The sequence below is a fragment of the Marinilabilia salmonicolor genome (genome assembly GCF_003003035.1).
Lineage (GTDB): Bacteria > Bacteroidota > Bacteroidia > Bacteroidales > Marinilabiliaceae > Marinilabilia > Marinilabilia salmonicolor_A.
The window spans coordinates 91,286-110,945 of sequence record NZ_PVTS01000003.1; the positions used below are offsets into that span (position 1 = coordinate 91,286).

Here is a 19,660-nt window from a genome sequence, read left to right on the forward strand (position 1 = left end):
GCTAAAATTTTAACCGAACCTGAAAGGTCAATTCTGTCTTTCGGTTGGAATTCACCTGCTGATTTCCGGAACCAATTACATCCCGATCGTCATATTTCCAGCGGGCGGCACGGAGCCATAGGTGCAGATTGGGAGCAATTTTGAAATTGCCCATCAGCAAATAGCGGCTTCCCTTACCCGAATATGCAGGCACCGAGAACATATACAAAACATGAGGCTCGTACGAATAGAGCCGGGCCTCATAACCTGAAGCAGAGAAAAAAGCCAACCGTCCGGTCAGAGTGATGGTCTGTTTCTCATTGTTCCATTTCAGATCCTGAGCTACCATCTGCCCCTCATGATTTTCCGCTCCCTCATTCACAAAATGCCACTGCATCTGGGAAGTAAACTGCCAACCGGGATTAATTTTCTGGCGGTACTGAATTTTCAATTGATTATACTTTTGTTGCCCGATGCCATTGGCAGAAAGCCCTTCGTCCCAATTCACCGGTTTCTCTCTGTATCGGAATTTTAACTGAAGTTTGCCGGTCCTGCTAAAACTTTTCTCCAAATTCCCCAGCCAGTCGAACCCGGAAGATGGAGCATCAACCCGAAAGCGCAGCCATCTGAACTCATAGTAATCAAAATAGGAGCCAAACACCATTTGCCATGGCAGTTCCCAACGGATACCACAATAAAAACCGCTCTCGCCCTGAAAACTGCCACTTTCTGTCATCGGCCCTGCCAAAGGGGCCTTGTAATACATGGATATTTTTCGGTGACTCAGGGAGAGCGAAAAACCGGGCGCAGCCCCCCACACCAGTCCGTTGTAAAGTGCAAAATTCTCCAGCTCATTGATGGCCAACTCCCCAAAAAACAACAGGTTTTTACGACTAACTACATACCCCAGCCAACAGTTATCGGTCTCTTGGCCCGTAAAATAAAACTGATTGTATGGATGAATAGCTCTCTTCAACGGCCTGTCGAGCTGATAGTTTAAATACCCTGCCTCCAGATTCAACCAACCGCCCGACCAGGAAGCTTTAACTCCTGTAATTTGTTCTTTCACATTATGACGTTGAGAAATCTCTGTGTCCGTGCGGTGGAATCCATCTTCCCGAAGGGTTGTAGGTTCTCCGGCTTCATTCAACCGACCATCCCTGCGTTTGAGGGAGTAAAACGGAGTAATTTCAAACAACTTATATCCCAACACAGCATAGCCACCCTCCAGTCCGGTGGCTTCGGATGCCGACAAAGAAGACCTGAAAGAGGCCCGCCTGTTTCGGATACTGGTGGTCATGCTGCTTTTTCGCACCGGCATTCCCGACTGAAGCACCAATCCCTGAGCCGCACTGGCGGAATATCTTCCGGCCAGGGCTTCTCTGAGCAAACCTTTATCATTTTCATAGTGAATGTACCCCGACATCAGGTCAATGCCATCAATACCCCGGCCAAACATGGGTTCACCGGGGTCTTTTTCCGCAATTATACCGGCTGACACATTCCGGTTCGTCTCCAACTGAGTCCTTTTATATAAGCTAAAACGGTCTCCCAGATAGGCACTTTCGCCTGATTCATCAGGTTCAAACCCCTGCACTCTTTCCAATTGGTGACCCACCCTCATAAATGAATCTCCCCACAAGCGGAATTTCCCGACCTTCTTTTTCGTGGCCCCCAAATAAATCAATGGCTCCATTTTTTGAATGACTTCCACCGGCAATCCCTCCACAGCCTGAAGTTCATAAATAGTAAGAAAAGGGCCGTTGACATATCTTTTAAAGAGGATATTCTCAACCTGAATATCGGTCAGAAAAAATATCTGTTCCAACTCTTCACGCCCTGCCACATTCAAATTAATGGGATTAGTTGCCAGGTCTGTCAGTTGCTCAATCAAAAAGGAGAGGTCTTCTGTATCTGTCTCCTCGGCATAAACCGATGCCACCTCCTCTGCCCACTCCTGAATGCCTTCATTTAGCTGTGTAAACCCATCAATTGGGCAAATAAAAACCACAACAATGTACAGAATAGCTTTCCAATCGGGCAGATTCACTTTCCACCTCCTCTCTTTGCCGGAAGATGCCAAACAATACCTGCAGTGGATGACAATCCCAGCCGGTCGTGGTGACTGGCTGCCAAAGTAAGCTCAAATCCTTCCCACCACACGGAAGCTCCAAAGCCAAGACGCACCGGCTTTGCAGATACTGAACTTCGCAACTCAACCAATGAATGAACCCTTGCTGACATCATGAAACCATATAGCTGGCGTGACAAATCGTTTCGGTGAGAAAGATCTGCAGTAATATTAAACACAGGAGACAGCTTCACATTACAAGCCAGTGCCAGAAACGATGGCAACGGTTGCTCTGAAAAATCATCTTTCAGTGACTGTCCCGCCGGATTCCGACTGTACACCGACAATACAACATCATCCGAGACATCAAACGAGAATCCTGCATCGACGGTAAAAACCTCTGCTCCTTCAGTGTTTTGAATGGTTCGAATTAAATAACGAAACCTTACCCCCATTTTCAAATAAGGGGCAATATCCCGAGCCATGGAAACAGAAAAATGCTGCTGATTGAAAAGCTCATTTCCAAACCGTGAATAAGCGATACCTGCATGAAAAAGAGACAAAGGAACTACCACAAATACAGTTTGAGAGGAGAGAGCTTCGATCAGAAATGAATTGTGGTAACCACATCCTGCTGCAATGTGCCCCACATCGCAAATACCGGAAGGATTAGAAAACAAGGACCAGACCGTAGTATCGGAAGTACCTGACAAGCCGGGAGAAAAAGAAACAGGGGATGGAAAATCGTATTGCTGGGCGTTGGCAAATAACATGACCAAACAGAAAAGCCCTGTCAGAAACAGTTTTCTTTTCATTGGAGGTTAGGATTACGGGTTTGTCAATGATTATCTGCAAGTTAATCAATTAACAAATACAACGCAACCCTCCCGGTAAAAGAGGTTCAGCCCAGCAGAGTTCCCAAAAAAACGATTATAAAACCGGTTGCATACCCTGCGTAAACCTGCGAAGGAGAATGGGCATTCAGATAAAGACGCGCCATTGTAGTGAGGCCTGAAATCAGCACCATCAATGAAACAAGCAAGACCAGATCCACTCCGTATTTAAACATCATGGCGGCCAGTACAGCGGTAATTCCGCCCACAGCAATGGCATGCAAACTTATTTTCCAAAAGAATGAGATGGCCGCTGCAAGCAACACTGCCACCAATATGGAAAGCACAAAATTCTCAATCAACGGAGAAATATTCAACCGCCGTAAAAAGAAATAACCCAAAAAATAGAAGAGGCCTGTCACCAGTACCGGATAAACGCGCTCCCTCGCGGTTTCCATCTTAAAACTTTTTATCACCTTCATCTGCAGGAAAAGAGGAAGCAGAGAGACAGGAAGCAGACAGGAAGAAATAATGACAATCATATAAACCAATCGTTTTACCTCAAAAGGCATATACGAAAGGTGAGTCCCTGCACTAAAAATGAAGAACAATCCCAGTGTTGGCATCAACATGGGATGAAAAACGATGGAGAGAATTTTGCTGAATAGCTTCATGCGCAAAAATATATAGGTTTGTCAGCGACCCTGAAATTTACCACTCTTTTCGCAAGCGTGCCACGGGAATATTGAGTTGCTCACGATATTTGGCCACTGTCCGTCTGGCAATATTGTATGACTTTTCCTGTAGGATTTTAGCCAGTTTGTCATCAGTCAAAGGCTTCCTTTTATCTTCATTGTCAATGCAATCCTGCAAGATACTCTTTATTTCACGTGTGGAGACCTCTTCCCCTGAATCAGTTTGCAGCCCTTCTGAAAAGAAATACTTCAGCGGGAAAATTCCGAAATGGGTCTGAATGTATTTACTGTTTGACACCCGGGAAACCGTGGAAATATCCAAATCGGTACGTTCCGCAATATCTTTAAGAATCATCGGGCGCAATCTGGTCTCATCCCCTTCCAGAAAATAATCGTATTGATAATCCAGAATGGATTGCATTACGGTCATCAATGTATTTTGTCGCTGTCTGATGGCATCTATGAACCACTTGGCCGAGTCGAGTTTCTGCTTAACAAACATCAGCGCCTCCTTCTTCTCTTTGCTCTGATTCTTTTTATTGGCCTGGTAATCTTCAAACATCTCGGCATAGGTATGGCTGATGCGCAACTCCGGAACATTGCGGTTATTCAGTGACAAGCGGGGTTTGCCGTCTTCAATATCCAAAATGAAATCGGGAATAATGTGCTGAACGGTTTTGGTCACCGGATTGCTGTATGAGCTACCCGGCTTGGGATTGAGATGCAGAATTTCCTCAAGAATATCTTTCAGTTCACCCTCTTCCAGGTGCATCCGTTTTTCAATCTTGTCGTAATGCTTCCGGGTGAATTCATCAAAATGATGCTTTATCAGATGATGAGCTTTCTCCACCAACGGATCGTCATGATCTTTACGATCAAGCTGCAACAACAGACATTCCCTAAGATCACGGGCTCCAACACCGGGAGGATCAAAATCCTGAACCATCCGCAGCACTTCCAAAGCTTCCTTTTCATCAACTTCCACATTCTGAGCAAAAGCCAGATCATCAATAACCTCATCTACTTCGCGGCGCAGGTAACCATCTTCATCAATATTACCGATGATGTATTCGGCAATCAGAGCCTGACGATCATCCATGATACGCAGCCCCATCTGACCTACCAGATGCTCATGAAAAGTGGTTCCTGAAGAAAAGGGAACATCTTCCTGTTTATCATCTTTGGAAAAGTTCCGGGAACTTAATTTATAGGCCGGAATATCTTCATTTTGGATATACGCATCGATGGACATTTCATCTTTCTCATTGTCCGTTTCGGTGCTGGTATCTTCTTCATCAGGGTCATGGGAATCACGCTCAAGCTCGAGCACAGGGTTCTCCTCCAACTCCTCTTTAATCCGCTGTTCCAGCTGGGTAGTCGGAATCTCTAAAAGCTTAATCACCTGAATCTGAAGTGGCGACAGCTTCTGCAGCAATTTTTGTTGTAAACTCTGTTTTAACATTCCCTGATTCGGTTTAAAAAGACGAGACAATCTATAACAAATACCGGGCCCGTCTTTCACAAAATTACAGTAAATTCGGCAAATCAGGAAACATTAAAGGGTTGTAATGAGATAAATTGACAGATTTAATGAGGTTTTTTTGTTTTATACTGACCTGAAAACAATCTAAATAGTGTTTGTCCATAAAGTACCACTTGCTGCGTTACGCTCGCCACCAAAATACTCATTTACCCAATCAAAACGACCAGAATCAAAATTGAATACCCTTTTTCGGACATCTTTAAATTCAGGTGGTGCCATATTTGCCATGTCAAGATATTTTAATCTCTGCAAATGAAACAAAGGAAAAATAATTCCCGTAATGGCTCTGGGAATAAGCATATTATCCAGGGAATCCATTGCTTCTTCCCAATCATAAAAAATCCACAATAGTGAAATAAAAAAAGCCACCCCCAAAAATAATATGCCAAAAATGTTGAATAATTAAGTTCTGTAAGTTTTCATAAAATCAGGTTAGATGGTACATTATCAAATTAAAAATAAAAAAATCATCTTTGTTCTCAAAAAATCGTTCACTTTAGAATACACATGGATTTAGAAAAATTCAAGGAAGAATCGCAAAACCGATCCAAAGGCAATAAAGCTTTTCTGGAAAAAATCAGGCGTCGGAAACCCAAAAATCTGGATAAGGTAGTACATCAGTTGCACAACGATGCATTTGATCACATCAATTGCCTGGAGTGTGCCAATTGTTGCAAAACCACCAGCCCCATTGTCATTGACCGCGACATCGACCGAATCGCGAAACACCTGAAACTGAAACCGTCTCAAATGATCGAGCAATATTTGCAACTGGATGAGGAGGGTGATTATGTGTTTCGAAAAACGCCATGTCCTTTTCTGATGCCCGACAATTATTGCATGATCTATGAAGTAAGACCCCGTGCATGTCGTGAATATCCACACACAGACCGGGCGCGTTTCCATCAGATACTAAAACTCACCTGGCGCAATACACTGGTATGTCCGGCGGTTCTGGAAATCGTGGAGGAACTCAGGAAAGAATATCAATAGGCTACTGACTTACACACACTGCAATAATCTTAATCCTAATATTCTTTTAAACATGCTCGTTTCACGGTTTTATGCTAATTTTGCTGACAATAAACCAATTGATAATGCCGTTTGTTTTTTAGATCATACCAGACAGGTCAGCCAATGGGACAAAAAATAACATCTTTTGTAGTAACACTTTTACTGTTATCTATCTCCTCAGCCGCCCAGCAAGGAGGGGAATCAACATTCGGGATTTTACACCTCACCCCTTCAGCACGGATGTCAGCCCTGGGTGGGCACCAGGTAGCCCTCACAGACAACGATCCGTCTCTGGCTTTATTCAACCCGGCCCTGGCAGACTCGTCCCTGCACAAAAATTTTTCACTGGGCTACTCCCCCTACATTGCCGACATCAATTACGGATATGGTAGTTTTGCCTACGACCTTCCGGGCACAGGGACTTTCTTTGCAGGCATAAACCACCTGAGCTATGGCGACATAATTATGGCTGACGAAAATGGTGAAATACAAGGAAATTTCAGCGCCTCCGAAACAGTCGTTTTCCTGGGCTATTCAAAGAAATTATCTCCCCTGTTTACTGCAGGCCTTACTTTCAAGCCTGTTTTCAGTACCATAGAGACCTATAATTCATGGGGAATTGCCTTCGATGCAGGAGTCACCTATCACCATGCCAATGGCCGTTTTCATGCCGGAGCCCTGCTAAGAAACGGGGGGCGCCAAATCAGCAGCTACGGGGAAACTTCCGCCGCCTCACTCCCTCCCGACCTGCAAATAGGATTTTCCACTCAGCTGGCCCATGCCCCGTTCCGGTTTTCTGTCACCGCCCGTGACCTACTCTCAGGATCATTGGATTACGAAATCCCGGAAAATGATTACGGAATAAATGTTCCTCAACCCGAGAGTGCCAATGCCGGGTTTGGAGATCAATTGTTGCGTCACCTTATTTTCGGAGTAGAGTTTCTCCCCTCAAAGAATTTTTATGTGGCCGCAGGGCTAAATCCACGACGTCGTCAGGAACTCAGAGTGGATTCAAAAGTATCCACAGTAGGTTATTCCTGGGGTTTTGGATTCCGGGTTTATAAATTCCATTTTGCTTATAGCTCGGCCCGGTATCATTTGGCCTCATCTTCAAATCATTTTTCTATCACAACCAATATTTCGGAGTTCTGAGTTTTGGGTTCGGGGTTTGTTTCCTGTTTTGGGGTAAGACCGGAATTTCTTCTCATTATCATTATCTTTGTCAGGCATCTCTAAAAAACAATTATGACGAAAGATATTCACTCCCTGATCATTGCCATCGATGGCCATTCATCATGTGGTAAAAGCACCGTTGCCAAAGATCTGGCAAGACTTTTGAAGATTGCTTACATCGACACAGGAGCAATGTACCGGGCAGTTACCTTATACGCTCTTCGCAAAAACCTCATTGCAAACGGAAAGATAGATGAGGATGGTCTAAAATCTTCACTTGATGATATTGACATCAGGTTTCGCACCAATCTCAACAAAGGAACCAATGACACCTGGCTGAACGGAGAAAATGTGGAAGCAGAGATTAGAAATCTGGAGGTAAGCAACAACGTCAGTCCAATCAGTGCCCTTGGGTTTGTCAGGAAAAGACTGGTAGAGCTGCAGCAACTGATGGGAGAAAAAGGAGGAGTGGTTCTTGACGGAAGGGACATCGGAACAGTGGTTTTTCCCAATGCTGACCTGAAAATATTCATGACGGCAGCTCCGGAAATAAGAGCACAGCGTCGTTTTGACGAGATGAAAGCCAAAGGACAAAATCCCTCCTTCGAAGAAGTTCTCAAGAATGTTGAAGAGCGTGATTTGATGGACAGCACCCGAAAGGAAAGTCCGCTAAGACAGGCAGAAGATGCAGTGGTACTGGACAACAGCCAGCTCTCTCCTCAGGAGCAGCTGGATTGGATTCTTGACCAGCTAACTGAAATGGGAGTTGACATTTCTAAAAGATAATAACAACGATTCAAACAAGTTATAAATGGATTCTTCTGTAAACAACAATCAACCACTTCATGTGGAAATAGACGACCAATCGGGATTTTGTTTTGGCGTAGTGCGTGCCATCAGCAAAGCAGAAGAAGAAATTAACAACAACGGAACCATATACTCTCTGGGGGACATTGTTCACAACGACCTGGAGGTAAAAAGACTCAACGAAAAGGGAATGCAAACCATTGACCATAATGACCTGGAAAAGATGAAAGAAGGAACAGTCTTTTTCAGAGCACATGGAGAACCACCCGAATCGTATCAAAAAATCAAAGATAAAGGGTTAAACCTGATAGATGCGACCTGCCCCGTAGTTCTAAAACTGCAACAAAGAGTGCGAGCCGCTTATGAGGAGATGAAAGAAAAAAAAGGACAAATTGCCATATTCGGAAAGATTGGTCACGCAGAGGTAAAAGGCTTGTCAGGTCAAACCAACCATGAAGCTATTATTCTGGAAAAAGAAGAGGATGTCAGACTGATTGATCCGAGCAGGCCGGTTGTGCTATTCTCACAAACCACTAAAAGTCCGGACGTTTTTAAAAATATTGCCGAGGCCATACGCAGAAGAGCCCTCAGCAATGTAGAAGTAAAAATTAATGACACCATCTGCCGGCAGGTATCCAACCGGGCTCCACATTTGCAAAGATTTGCCCAAAAGCATGACATTGTAATCTTTGTGGGAGGCGCCAAAAGCAGCAATGCGCAGTCTCTTTACAAATCCTGCCTCGCTGTTAATTCGCAAACTCACTTCATCAGCAGCCCCGAAGACCTTCAATCCCTTTGGTTTGCCTCCGGGCCCCGCAGCGTGGGTGTTTGTGGTGCAACATCCACTCCCGCCTGGTTAATGGAAGTGGTTGCTGAAAAAATCCGGACATTTTAACCGATTCTTCAGTGCTCTATCTCACACCATTACTAAATCCATAGGGCGTTGCCCCATGCCGGTTCTTGTTCCCTTTCAGGGCGCATACCATACTCAGTTACAAAACTATTTTTTTATCATGAGTTGAGATTTATGAGGTGAAAATTGCATTTCCCTGGTGGGAATGAACCTTGTGAGGATTTAAAAATATGTCCATTTTGAAACCACCCCAAAGAGGCCAACGGCCTCAGAGCAATAGCATAGGGCATCGCCCTATGGTTAATGGAGTTAATTAAAACGGAGCCCTATTGGGGCGAAAGCACTCGCATAAATTGCAATAGATACTCCCCTCAAACATCGCCGGGTGGTTCTCTAATAAAAACAAAACCTTTTTGTTATATTTGAGAGAATCAAACATTCAAAACAATTCATTTATGACTTCCATAAAAAGTGTTGCAGTACTGACATCGGGTGGTGATGCCCCGGGAATGAATGCCGCCATTCGGGCCGTTGTGCGTGCATGCATCTATTACAATCTGAAAGTTTTCGGCATCAAACGCGGCTATCAGGGTTTGATTGATGACGACATGGAAGAATTACAATCCAATTCGGTCAGCAACATCATTCAGTCGGGAGGAACCTTCCTCAAATCGGCCCGTAGCATGGATTTCAGAACAGAGAAAGGAAGAAAAAATGCCATTACAAACCTGAAAAAACGGGGCATTGATGCCCTTGTGGTAATAGGCGGAGACGGCACGTTTACCGGGGCCCGCATTTTTGGCGAGGAACACCATTTTCCGATAGTTGGAATTCCCGGAACCATCGACAATGATTTATACGGAACCGATTACACCATCGGATACGACACCGCCCTGAATACCGTTGTGGAGGCAGTTGATAAAATAAGAGATACCGCCACAGCCCACAGCCGGTTGTTTTTCATTGAAGTAATGGGCCGTGATGCAGGATTTCTGGCTCTTCGAAGTGGAATTGCCTCAGGAGCTGAAGCCATATTGGTGCCCGAGGTAAAAACAGATTTTGACCAACTGGAGCATTTCCTGCAAACGGGTTTCAGTAAAAAGAAAACAAGCAGCATTGTACTGGTATCGGAAGGCGATGAGATCGGTGGTGCTTTGAAAATCGCCGAACAGGTAGGCAAAGAACATCCCGAATACGATGTGCGGGTAACAATTCTCGGACATCTTCAGCGGGGTGGCTCTCCATCGGCATTCGACCGGGTTATAGCCAGTCGGATGGGCATTTCGGCAGTGGAAGCTTTACTTGACAATCAGGAAGATGTAATGGTGGGCCTGACCAATAATCAGGTTGTGTTGACTCCCTTTTCAGAAGCGCTGAAAAATAAGAAACCCCTCAACCCTCAGCTTCTGGAAATCACAAAAATTCTGTCGATATAAATGACGGAAACAAAAGGGAGTACCGACTGTTGAAGAAATATGAACTATCTCGCACATTTATACCTGTCTGACAATGATCCATTGGTAATGGTTGGCAACTTTATCGGCGACCATGTCAAAGGGAAAAGATTTTTACGTTACCCCGACCGTGTGCAAACAGGTATTCTTTTGCACAGACATATTGATACTTATACAGATGCACACCCTGTATTTCGTGAAAGTTCAGGATGTTTCAGAGAAGGTTACCGCCGCTATTCCGGAGTGGTGGGAGACATCATTTACGACCATCTTTTGGCAGCTCAATGGAGCAATTACTCCAATGAATCACTGAAAAGTTTCGTCAACAAATCGCACAGGATTCTGATGCGTCACTATTTCTCCCTGCCTCCCAGGGTCAAACAGTTCTTACCATTTCTGATAAAAAGCCGTCGCCTGGAAAACTATCAGACATTTGAAGGAGTGGAACGAACCCTCCGGATTATGTCTGCCAATTCATCACTTCCGGAGCATACCGACTATGCCTTGCAGCAACTGGAAAAACATTATGATCTTTTAACCGAACAATTCAACCGGTTTATGGCAGATATGATTGACTCATCCCACCATTTTTTAGAAACATCAGGCAGGACCCAAAGCTTTGAGCATTCGGAAGTTTCCTGACAAATCTTTTCGCAGTTCCGGCTCACGAAATCCGTTTTCAGAAAGTAATTCCACTGTTTCCCGGCCCATATCACGATTTATTTCAAAAAACAACAAACCATCAGCGGATAAACTGACGGCGGCCAACCGTGTAATATGCCGGTAAAATAGTAACGGGTCATGGTCTTTCACAAAAAGGGCAAGATGAGGTTCATGATTCAGCACATTTTCTTTCATCAGCTCCATTTCCTGTTCCCGAACATAGGGAGGGTTGCTCACGATAATATCATACCCCTCCATCTCTTCGGGCGTGGTTGTCAACACATCTTTCTGCACAAAAGAAACGACAGCCTCATTATTGCGTGCATTGAACTCTGCAACCTTCAATGCTTCTGATGAAACATCCCAGGCAGTGACAATTGCTCCGGGCAGATGCCTGGCCAAAGAGACAGCGATGCACCCGCTGCCTGTGCCAATGTCCAGAATTCGTATCGGCTTATCCGATTTTACACTTTCCAAAATCCATTCCACCAGTTCCTCGGTTTCGGGGCGCGGTACCAAAACGGACGGATTTACCTCAAAGGGAAGTCCGAAAAACTCCGTTTCTCCAAGAATATACTGAACAGGTTCGTGGTTTTTTAATCTTTCCAGGGCATTTTCTACAAATAACTGGTCGGAATCGGTTAATTTTGTATCATCACGAAGCAACAAATCGGTTTTTGTCCAGCCATGAAGGTGGTCAAAGATGAGCCAGACAAACTGAAAGGCTTCATGCACATTGTAAATCGGGGATAGTTCTTCTCTGAATTGACGGATAATCTCTTTTACGGTTGATTGCATGATTACTGGTTTGAAAACGTAAAAATAGAAACATGGAAGCACAACGCCAAGACAAATTATATATGCAGCGGTGCATTGACCTTGCAAAAAAAGCGGAAGGCAACACATATCCCAACCCCATGGTTGGAAGTGTCATTGTGCACAACGGAAAAATCATCGGAGAAGGATACCATCGAAAAGCCGGAGAGCCACATGCCGAAGTGAATGCCATCAATGCGGTAAAGGACGAGTCGTTGCTTCGTGAAGCCACTTTATATGTCAACCTTGAGCCTTGCGCCCACTATGGGAAAACACCCCCCTGCTCGCTGCTTATTCGTCAGAAAAAAATCCCCCGGGTGGTGGTGGGGTGTACCGATACATTCTCAAAGGTGGCAGGACGTGGCATTGAGATGCTGCGTTCGGCAGGAGTGGATGTAACCGTAGATGTATTAGAAGCGGAAAGTCGCGAACTCAATCGGCGTTTCTTTACCTTTCACGAACAAAAGCGGCCCTATATCCTGCTGAAATGGGCTCAGACCAGAGACGGCTATCTCGATATTGACCGTACAGTGCTGGATGAGGCACGCCCCACCTGGATTACCGATGACTGGGCACGTCGCATGGTGCATAAATGGCGCCGAACCGAACCCTCCATCCTGGTCGGAACGGTTACCGCACTCAAAGATAACCCGTCTCTTACGGTACGTGACTGGTCGGGCCCCAATCCGTTACGACTGGTACTCGATCGATTTGGAAAATTACCGCATACCCTCACCTTATTTAACGGGAAAACGCCTACGCTCGTATTTTCAGAAGAAGGAACCCCTGTATCCGAAAATGTGGAAACCGTTTATCTCACCGACACAGAAAACCCTCTGCTTGCAGTTCTCGAGGAACTCTACCGGAGGGGAATTCAATCTGTCATGGTCGAAGGCGGGGGCATACTACTCAATGCTTTTACCGATGCAGGCTTATGGGATGAAGCGCGCGTATTTATTGGGGAAAAATGGTTTGTATCGGGCGTTGAAGCGCCCAAAATAAGACAAAAACCCGAAGCCTGGGAGAAATTTGGCAATAGTCGTTTGTTCATTTATCGAAACAAATCGTTATATTAGAAACAGTTTCTATCGCTTTACATACCCGATAAATGATACATCTGTTGAACGCCTCTTTTGCCAACAACATTTTACCCTTTATTCTCGCCGGATATGCCATCAGCATCCTGGTGGTTGTCATCATGATTGTGCTGGAAAACCGGAGTCCGTTGAAAACGATTTCATGGGTATTGGTTCTTTTACTATTGCCGGGACTTGGTTTTATATTCTACATTTTTTTTGGACAGAACTTCAGAAAAGAAAAAATCATTGCCCGCAAGGGATTGCGAAATCATCACCGAATCAACTACCTTGCCCACTCGCAAATCACACAGCTTGCGGACGGACATCTGAGTAAAAATGATATTGCCCGCCAGCCTACAGGAATCGTAAGGTTATTGCTCAACAACAGCAGTTCGGTAGTTACCACCGGAAACGAGGTTACCTTCCTGCAAAACGGAACCAGGAAATTTGATGCCCTCATCAGAGAACTAAAAAAAGCCGAGCATTTCATTCATCTTCAATACTATATTTTTGCCGAAGATAACATTGGCAATCAGGTTAAGGAGATTCTCAAAGAAAAAGCCCGTCGGGGCATAGAGGTCAGACTGATTGTGGACGATGTGGGCAGTTGGGAACTAAAAAGCCCCTTTTATGAAGAGATGCGTGATGCCGGGATTGAAGTTTACAGCTTTTTGCAAGTGCACTTTCCTTTACTTACGAGCAAAGTCAATTACCGGAATCACAGAAAAATAGTGGTCATCGATGGCCACGTAGGCTTCATTGGAGGTTACAACATTGCCGACCGATACAGAGATGGTGACCTTAACTCCTATGGCATCTGGCGCGACACACACATCATGATTAAAGGGGATGCCGTAAATTCGCTGCAGAGTATTTTCCTTATTGACTGGTATTTTGTGAGCCAGACAGAATTATCGGATCCCAAATACTTCCCGCAAAGTGAAGCAATAGGAAATAAGACAATGCAAATTGTTCCCAGCGGACCAGATTCCGACTGGCCGGCCATCATGATGGGAATCTTCCAGACTATTGTAACTGCCAGGGATTACGTCTATATCGCCACACCCTATTTTATGCCCAGCGAAAGTGTATTACTTGCCCTGAAGACTGCAGCCCTCAGCGGTGTGGATGTTCGTATCATCATTCCTGAGAAAAGTGATGCGTTCATAACCCTGCTTTGTTCCCGCTCCTATATCCGGGAGATTCTGGAAGCAGGAGTTCAGGTCTATTTTTATCAAAAGGGCTTTCTCCATTCCAAAACACTGGTAGCCGATGACCGCATCAGCATTGTGGGTTCGGCCAATATGGACTTCCGAAGTTTTGAACAAAATTTTGAAGCCACCGCATTCATCTATGACAAAGAAACAGGTATCGAGATGAAAGAAACTTTTCTTCAGGATCAGGCAGACAGTGAGATTGTATTGCTACCCGAGTGGATGGACAGACCTTTCCTGGAAAAAGTCAAAGAGTCTTTTGCACGCTTGTTCAGTCCGCTTCTTTAACATTCCGTACCCATGCGATTCCAACATTGATGATTGATTCCGTAGAGCTTCATTTCATAGATTATTTTCAATAGAGTGCTTTCGCCCCTTCAGGGCTCTATCCCACACCACTACCAAATCCATAGGGCGATGCCCCATGCTGGTGCTTCTGCCCCTTCAGGGCGGATACCATGCCCCACTACAAAACTATTTTTCATCGTGGCTTGAGATTTATGAGGTAAAAAATTGATTCTCCTTATGGTAATGAGCCTTTTGAGGAATTAAAAATATGTCCACTCTTAAACCATGTTTCAACAGGCCAACGGCCTGAGAGCAATAGCCTAGGGCAACGCCTAGGGTTAATAACAACGGTCAAAACAGAGCCCTGTAGGGGCGAAAGCACTAACCACAATATTTTTTCAACCTTTATCGTTATTTTATTAATTGAGATAATTGTTTGATAATATTAATCTTAACCCAGATGCTATGCCTCAATCCTTGTCAAAGGTTTATGTTCACATAACCTATAGCACTAAAGATCATTACCCTTTTTTAGATTCCCAAATCAGACCTCGTATTTTCGAATACCTTGGAGGAATTTGTAAAGGTTTAGAATGTTATCCTATAAAAATTGGTGGCCATATAGACCATGTTCATGTTTTGTGCTTATTGTCCCGGAAGGTTTCTCAAATGAAATTGGTTGAGGAGTTAAAAAAACAATCTTCTCAATGGGCGAAAAAGGTTGAGCCCAAATATTCAAAATTTTCCTGGCAAAGAGGATATGGTATTTTTTCAGTAAATCCAAAAGAAGTTGATGTAGTAAAAAGGTATATTGAAAATCAGGATATACATCATAAGAAAATGACTTTTAAAGATGAATTCCGCAAGTTCTTGAAAAATTACAATATTGATTATGATGAACGGTTTGTTTGGAACTAGAAAAGCTTTCGCCCCTTCAGGGCTCTATCCCACCTCACTCCTCAAAACCATAGGGCGATGCCCCATGCTGATGCTTCTGCCCCTTCAGGGCGGATACCATGCCCCACTACAAAACTATTTTCATCGTGGCTTGAGATTTATGAGGTAAAAAATTGAATTTCCTTATGGTAATGAGCCTTTTGAGGAATTAAAAATATGTCCACTCTTAAACCATGTTTCAACAGGCCAACGGCCTGGGAGCAATAGCCTAGGGCAACGTCCCAGGGTTAATAACAACGGTCAAAACAGAGCCCTGTAGGGGCGAAAGCACTAACCACAATATTTTTTCAACCTTTATCGTTATTTTATTAATTGAGAGAATTGCTTGACGGTAATATTTTGGGGAGTGGCGAAACTTGTGCCCCTTCAGGGCGGATACCATGCCCCACTACAAACCCTTAGTAAGCTTATAAAACAACGTTTCAGAGATATTCCCTCCACTAATAATGATCCCAATCTTTTTACCTCTGAAAAACTCCCGGTTTTCCGTAATAGCAGCCAAAGGCACCGCGGATGAGGGTTCTGCCATAATTCCGACCTGTTTGCGCAGCAATACCATCGCAGCCCGGATGGAAGATTCCCTTGCTGTCAGAATTTCATCCACATATTGAGAGATAATCTCAAAATTGAGCTTTCCAAGCGAAGTCTTTAGCCCGTCGGCAATGGTTTGCGGATTGTCAGCTGGAATAATTTCACCGGCTTTCAACGAACGACAGGCATCATCAGCCTCCAGTGGTTCTCCGGCAACAACGAGTGTTTCAGAAAACATGTTTTTTGCAGCCACTGCACTTCCGCTCAATAACCCTCCACCACCAACAGGAGTCATTAGAATATCAAATGGCCCTGCTTCCTCTATAAGTTCCACAGCAGCAGTTCCCTGTCCGCAAATGACATCGTAACAATCATACGGGGGGATAAACAAAGCCCCTGTTTTTGCGGTAACCTCGAGCAGAGTATCCTCTCTGGCCTGTAGTGTCGGCTTACAAAAAGTAATCTGCCCCCCGAATTTCCGCACATTCTCCACTTTAATCTCAGGAGCATTTTCAGGCATCACAATGTAGGCAGGTATCCCCCGGTTTTTGGCAGCCAATGCAAGAGCTGCGGCATGATTCCCAGAAGAATGGGTCGCCACTCCTCTTTTGGCATCCTCTTCACTAAGGTTCTGTACCGCATTGGTGGCTCCTCTGAACTTAAAAGCTCCGGCTTTCTGCTGATTTTCCAGCTTAAACCAGATTTCAGCATCCAGCAACCGGTTTAATGACTGACTGGTAATTACCGGGGTACGTTCGACAAATGGAGCAATGCGTTGCCGTGCCTTGAGAATATCCTGGAAATAGTTCATCCGCATAAAATTTATTTGTCAAGGTCAGATGGAACCCGTCCCGGGCAATCGGGACTCGTTTCATCTGCAATAAATAAAAAAGGTACACCCAAAGATGTACCTTTTTATTGAAATCAGGAATAGCATTTGTCACATTCCCTTTATCTACCTTATAAAGGTTGGCCCCCATTCGGGGAACTGTTTCATATTAAGCTTAACCCCCCGGTTTGGCACCCGGGGTTACTCAAATTTGCCCCCTGCGGGGACAGGCCGATTGTGCTATTCTCAATATGCCCAAAGATTTTATTGAGGTAGTCATTCGCGATGACAGATACTCCTGATGATGAAGGATTGTTAATCCAACAATTAAAAGATAGAATATGCCACGGTAAGTCCGGCCATTACCACAGAGACCATCGTCATCAGTTTGATCAGAATATTCAGCGACGGTCCGGAAGTATCCTTAAAGGGGTCACCAACAGTATCTCCCACAACACCTGCGTGGTGGGCTTCACTATTTTTACCTCCAAAGTTCCCTTTCTCAATATATTTCTTAGCATTATCCCAGGCACCACCCGCATTGTTGAGCATCACAGCAAGGGTAAAACCGGCTGTCAGACCTCCGGCAAGCAAACCGACCACACCGGGAACACCAAATATAATTCCGACAACCACAGGAACTACGATGGCTAACAAGGAAGGCAAAATCATCTCACGTTGAGCACCTTTAGTGGAAATCTCCACACAACGGGCATAATCAGGTTTACTCTTGCGCTCCATGATACCGGGAATTTCTTTGAACTGGCGACGAACCTCATCCACCATTTTACCGGCGGCACGTCCTACAGCTTTCATGGTCATTGAACTAAACACAAAAGCCATCATGGCCCCAATGAAAAGTCCTGCCAAAACCATCGGATTGAAAAGAGACAAGTCGTAGGCGGATGAAAAGTCACGAATTCCCGCGGCTGAAATCTCCACCGCTTTTTGACCCTTTTCCACAACCGGTTCCGGATTATCTTTCAGATAGAAAATATAATCGCCCACCTGCTGAATGCCTTCGGCAGAAGCTTTGGCCAATTTACCGAGCCACAAACGCACCTCTTCGATATAAGCTGCCAATAAAGCCATGGCAGTCAGTGCTGCAGAACCAATGGCGAAACCTTTTCCGGTAGCAGCAGTGGTGTTTCCAAGCATATCCAGTGCATCGGTACGCTCACGTACTTCAGGAGGAAGTTCTGACATCTCTGCATTTCCTCCGGCATTATCGGCAATAGGCCCGAAAGCATCAGTAGCAAGCGTAATACCTAATGTGGAAAGCATTCCCACGGCAGCAAAACCAATTCCGTAAACACCCATGGCAAAGTTTTCAAATCCACCGGCAAATGCAAATGAACCAACAATACCCAGTACAATCGTTACCACAGGAACCCAGGTGGAAAACATTCCCACGGCAATACCTTCGATGATGGTCGTAGCAGGTCCTTGTAATCCCTGACGGGCAATACCTTTGGTTGGAGCATATTCATCAGAAGTAAAATATTCCGTACCCTGTCCGATAATCACACCGGCAAGCAAACCAACCACTACAGAGCCAAAGATTCCCCAGGTAATCCAGTCAAGATAAACCAGAACTGCAAGAGCAACCAGGATCATAAAGGAACTACCTCCGGTTCCCAGCAACAACGAAGTAAGCAGATTTTTCTGGGTAGCCGACTCTTTTGTGCGCACGAGAAAAATTCCGCCAATGGAGAGAAGAATCCCCACAGCAGCTACCACCATTGGAGCCATCACCACCTGCATTTGTTCTGTGCCGGTAAGGGCAGGAAGAGCTGCACCCAAGGCGGCCGTAGCAAGAATAGAACCGCAATAAGATTCATAAAGGTCGGCGCCCATTCCGGCCACATCACCCACGTTGTCACCAACATTGTCGGCAATGGTTGCAGGGTTACGCGGATCATCTTCCGGAATACCTGCTTCCACTTTTCCTACCAGGTCGGCGCCCACATCGGCGGCTTTGGTAAAGATACCACCTCCCACACGGGCAAAAAGAGCCTGAGTTGACGCACCCATGCCAAAGGTCAGCATGGTAACAGTAATCTCAATCATTTTTTCTTTCTCGGTGAGACCTTCATGAACAAATGTCAGACCGGCCCACTCAAGACCATTGACCATATTTTCAGGTGTAAAAACGATCTCATTCAGGAACCAAAACCACAGAGCGATGTCGAGCAATCCAAAGCCAACCACAACGAGGCCCATTACAGCACCACTACGAAATGCAATTTTAAGCCCCTGGTTCAACGATTTGGAAGCCCCTTCGGCAGTACGGCCGGAAGCGAAAGTGGCAGTTTTCATTCCCAGATAACCACAAAGGCCCGAGAAAAAACCACCCGTAAGAAAAGCGATGGGCACAAAGGGATTCTGCACTTTCATAAAAGCCAGAACACCCAATAAAATTACCAATACCACAAAAACCAGGGCAACTACCCTGTATTGACTTCGGAGATAAGCATTTGCCCCTTCACGAACGTGACGGGCAATCTCTTTCATGGTATCGTTACCTTCGGAGTTTTTCATCATCTGCTTGAAGAAAAACCAGGCAAAGAACAGCGCTATTAAAGAAGCGACAGGAACAAGCCAAAATACTGGATTCAACATAGTTCAAAGATTTATGGTTATTATTAATACTGATTCTGATGGTTTATTTTTGAGATTCTCAAAGTCTGTCACTCAAAATATACCGGGCATAATGCTTCACAATAAAGCTCCTGCACCTCCAACCTGCTTTGTATCAACCACTACATCTAATGTCCGGAATCCGGCCCTGATGACCAGTCCTGAATTTGGCTTAAGTCAGAAAAAATCAGGATTTTCTTTTCGAGCCAAAACAGTCACAA

General features: G+C 44.9%; 17 protein-coding genes. 9 read left to right on the plus strand and 8 right to left on the minus strand.

Annotation, left to right across the window (positions count from 1 at the left end; all coding sequences use genetic code 11):
* Window position 1: 1 nt before the first annotated feature.
* The 5 genes from BY457_RS03775 to BY457_RS18960 form a co-directional block, all read right to left on the minus strand.
* Window positions 2–2,029: a ComEA family DNA-binding protein gene (locus BY457_RS03775; RefSeq protein WP_258176571.1), complete on the minus strand. Its 2,028-nt coding sequence runs from the start codon at window positions 2,027–2,029 to the stop codon at window positions 2–4.
* Window positions 2,026–2,865, minus strand: a complete 840-nt coding sequence (locus BY457_RS03780; protein WP_106151998.1) for a hypothetical protein — start codon at window positions 2,863–2,865, stop codon at window positions 2,026–2,028. Before BY457_RS03780 ends, BY457_RS03775 begins: the two co-directional genes overlap by 4 nt.
* 86 nt (window positions 2,866–2,951) lie before the next feature.
* Complete coding sequence (locus BY457_RS03785) at window positions 2,952–3,557, minus strand: hypothetical protein (RefSeq protein ID WP_106151999.1); 606 nt, start codon at window positions 3,555–3,557, stop codon at window positions 2,952–2,954.
* Between the two features lie 37 nt (window positions 3,558–3,594).
* Entirely contained in the window at window positions 3,595–5,040 is a 1,446-nt protein-coding gene (rpoN, locus tag BY457_RS03790) for an RNA polymerase factor sigma-54 (RefSeq protein ID WP_106152000.1), read from the minus strand.
* Window positions 5,041–5,205: 165 nt separating this feature from the next.
* The gene (locus tag BY457_RS18960) at window positions 5,206–5,490 is read right to left on the minus strand and encodes a hypothetical protein (protein ID WP_181256339.1); all 285 of its coding nucleotides are present in this window, start codon (window positions 5,488–5,490) and stop codon (window positions 5,206–5,208) included.
* 138 nt (window positions 5,491–5,628) lie between these two features.
* Between BY457_RS18960 and BY457_RS03795 the strand changes: the two genes are divergently transcribed.
* The 6 genes from BY457_RS03795 to BY457_RS03820 all read left to right on the plus strand — a co-directional run bounded on the left by BY457_RS03795 (window position 5,629) and on the right by BY457_RS03820 (window position 11,064).
* A complete protein-coding gene (locus tag BY457_RS03795) occupies window positions 5,629–6,114 on the plus strand; it encodes a YkgJ family cysteine cluster protein (protein ID WP_106152001.1) in 486 nt (161 codons plus the stop codon).
* Between the two features lie 144 nt (window positions 6,115–6,258).
* Complete coding sequence (gene porQ, locus BY457_RS03800) at window positions 6,259–7,287, plus strand: type IX secretion system protein PorQ (protein WP_106152002.1); 1,029 nt, start codon at window positions 6,259–6,261, stop codon at window positions 7,285–7,287.
* Between the two features lie 93 nt (window positions 7,288–7,380).
* On the plus strand, window positions 7,381–8,094 hold the full coding sequence (gene cmk / locus BY457_RS03805; RefSeq protein ID WP_219885132.1) for a (d)CMP kinase: 714 nt from the start codon (window positions 7,381–7,383) through the stop codon (window positions 8,092–8,094).
* Between the two features lie 25 nt (window positions 8,095–8,119).
* Window positions 8,120–9,010: a 4-hydroxy-3-methylbut-2-enyl diphosphate reductase gene (locus tag BY457_RS03810; RefSeq protein WP_106152003.1), complete on the plus strand. Its 891-nt coding sequence runs from the start codon at window positions 8,120–8,122 to the stop codon at window positions 9,008–9,010.
* Between the two features lie 413 nt (window positions 9,011–9,423).
* Window positions 9,424–10,404 (plus strand): 6-phosphofructokinase, encoded by a 981-nt coding sequence (gene pfkA / locus BY457_RS03815; RefSeq protein ID WP_106152004.1) that lies wholly within the window; start codon window positions 9,424–9,426, stop codon window positions 10,402–10,404.
* A gap of 39 nt (window positions 10,405–10,443) precedes the next feature.
* On the plus strand, window positions 10,444–11,064 hold the full coding sequence (locus BY457_RS03820; RefSeq protein WP_106152005.1) for an acyl carrier protein phosphodiesterase: 621 nt from the start codon (window positions 10,444–10,446) through the stop codon (window positions 11,062–11,064).
* On the opposite strand, the gene prmC is transcribed toward BY457_RS03820, so the two are convergent.
* Entirely contained in the window at window positions 11,023–11,883 is an 861-nt protein-coding gene (gene prmC / locus BY457_RS03825) for a peptide chain release factor N(5)-glutamine methyltransferase (RefSeq protein ID WP_106152006.1), read from the minus strand. The two genes, BY457_RS03820 and prmC, sit on opposite strands and share 42 nt — an antisense overlap.
* 32 nt (window positions 11,884–11,915) lie before the next feature.
* On the opposite strand from prmC, the gene ribD reads away from it, so the two are divergent.
* The 3 genes from ribD (at window position 11,916) to tnpA (ending at window position 15,400) form a co-directional block, all read left to right on the plus strand.
* Window positions 11,916–12,977 (plus strand): bifunctional diaminohydroxyphosphoribosylaminopyrimidine deaminase/5-amino-6-(5-phosphoribosylamino)uracil reductase RibD, encoded by a 1,062-nt coding sequence (gene ribD, locus BY457_RS03830; RefSeq protein ID WP_106152007.1) that lies wholly within the window; start codon window positions 11,916–11,918, stop codon window positions 12,975–12,977.
* 32 nt (window positions 12,978–13,009) lie between these two features.
* Window positions 13,010–14,482 carry a cardiolipin synthase gene (cls, locus tag BY457_RS03835; protein ID WP_181256341.1) on the plus strand — a complete coding sequence of 491 codons (1,473 nt, stop codon included), beginning with the start codon at window positions 13,010–13,012 and terminating at the stop codon, window positions 14,480–14,482.
* A 432-nt stretch (window positions 14,483–14,914) separates the two neighbouring features.
* The gene (tnpA, locus tag BY457_RS03840; protein WP_258176572.1) at window positions 14,915–15,400 is read left to right on the plus strand and encodes an IS200/IS605 family transposase; all 486 of its coding nucleotides are present in this window, start codon (window positions 14,915–14,917) and stop codon (window positions 15,398–15,400) included.
* 427 nt (window positions 15,401–15,827) lie between these two features.
* On the opposite strand, the gene BY457_RS03845 is transcribed toward tnpA, so the two are convergent.
* Together BY457_RS03845 and BY457_RS03850 are read right to left on the minus strand one after the other, a co-directional pair.
* Window positions 15,828–16,781 carry a pyridoxal-phosphate dependent enzyme gene (locus BY457_RS03845; protein ID WP_258176573.1) on the minus strand — a complete coding sequence of 318 codons (954 nt, stop codon included), beginning with the start codon at window positions 16,779–16,781 and terminating at the stop codon, window positions 15,828–15,830.
* 345 nt (window positions 16,782–17,126) lie between these two features.
* Window positions 17,127–19,421, minus strand: coding sequence for a sodium-translocating pyrophosphatase (locus tag BY457_RS03850; protein WP_106152010.1), 2,295 nt, complete (start codon window positions 19,419–19,421; stop codon window positions 17,127–17,129).
* Window positions 19,422–19,660 lie beyond the last annotated feature (239 nt).

Bases quoted from the DNA above. Each gene is read 5' to 3' on its own strand.
- BY457_RS03850 (WP_106152010.1), bottom strand. From the start codon at position 19,421: ATGTTGAATCCAGTATTTTGGCTTGTTCCTGTCGCTTCTTTAATAGCG.
- BY457_RS03780 (WP_106151998.1), bottom strand. From the start codon at position 2,865: ATGAAAAGAAAACTGTTTCTGACAGGGCTTTTCTGTTTGGTCATGTTA.
- BY457_RS03795 (WP_106152001.1), top strand. From the start codon at position 5,629: ATGGATTTAGAAAAATTCAAGGAAGAATCGCAAAACCGATCCAAAGGC.
- BY457_RS03820 (WP_106152005.1), top strand. From the start codon at position 10,444: ATGAACTATCTCGCACATTTATACCTGTCTGACAATGATCCATTGGTA.
- porQ (WP_106152002.1), top strand. From the start codon at position 6,259: ATGGGACAAAAAATAACATCTTTTGTAGTAACACTTTTACTGTTATCT.
- pfkA (WP_106152004.1), top strand. From the start codon at position 9,424: ATGACTTCCATAAAAAGTGTTGCAGTACTGACATCGGGTGGTGATGCC.
- prmC (WP_106152006.1), bottom strand. From the start codon at position 11,883: ATGCAATCAACCGTAAAAGAGATTATCCGTCAATTCAGAGAAGAACTA.
- BY457_RS03810 (WP_106152003.1), top strand. From the start codon at position 8,120: ATGGATTCTTCTGTAAACAACAATCAACCACTTCATGTGGAAATAGAC.
- ribD (WP_106152007.1), top strand. From the start codon at position 11,916: ATGGAAGCACAACGCCAAGACAAATTATATATGCAGCGGTGCATTGAC.
- rpoN (WP_106152000.1), bottom strand. From the start codon at position 5,040: ATGTTAAAACAGAGTTTACAACAAAAATTGCTGCAGAAGCTGTCGCCA.
- BY457_RS03845 (WP_258176573.1), bottom strand. From the start codon at position 16,781: ATGAACTATTTCCAGGATATTCTCAAGGCACGGCAACGCATTGCTCCA.
- BY457_RS03785 (WP_106151999.1), bottom strand. From the start codon at position 3,557: ATGAAGCTATTCAGCAAAATTCTCTCCATCGTTTTTCATCCCATGTTG.
- cls (WP_181256341.1), top strand. From the start codon at position 13,010: ATGATACATCTGTTGAACGCCTCTTTTGCCAACAACATTTTACCCTTT.
- cmk (WP_219885132.1), top strand. From the start codon at position 7,381: ATGACGAAAGATATTCACTCCCTGATCATTGCCATCGATGGCCATTCA.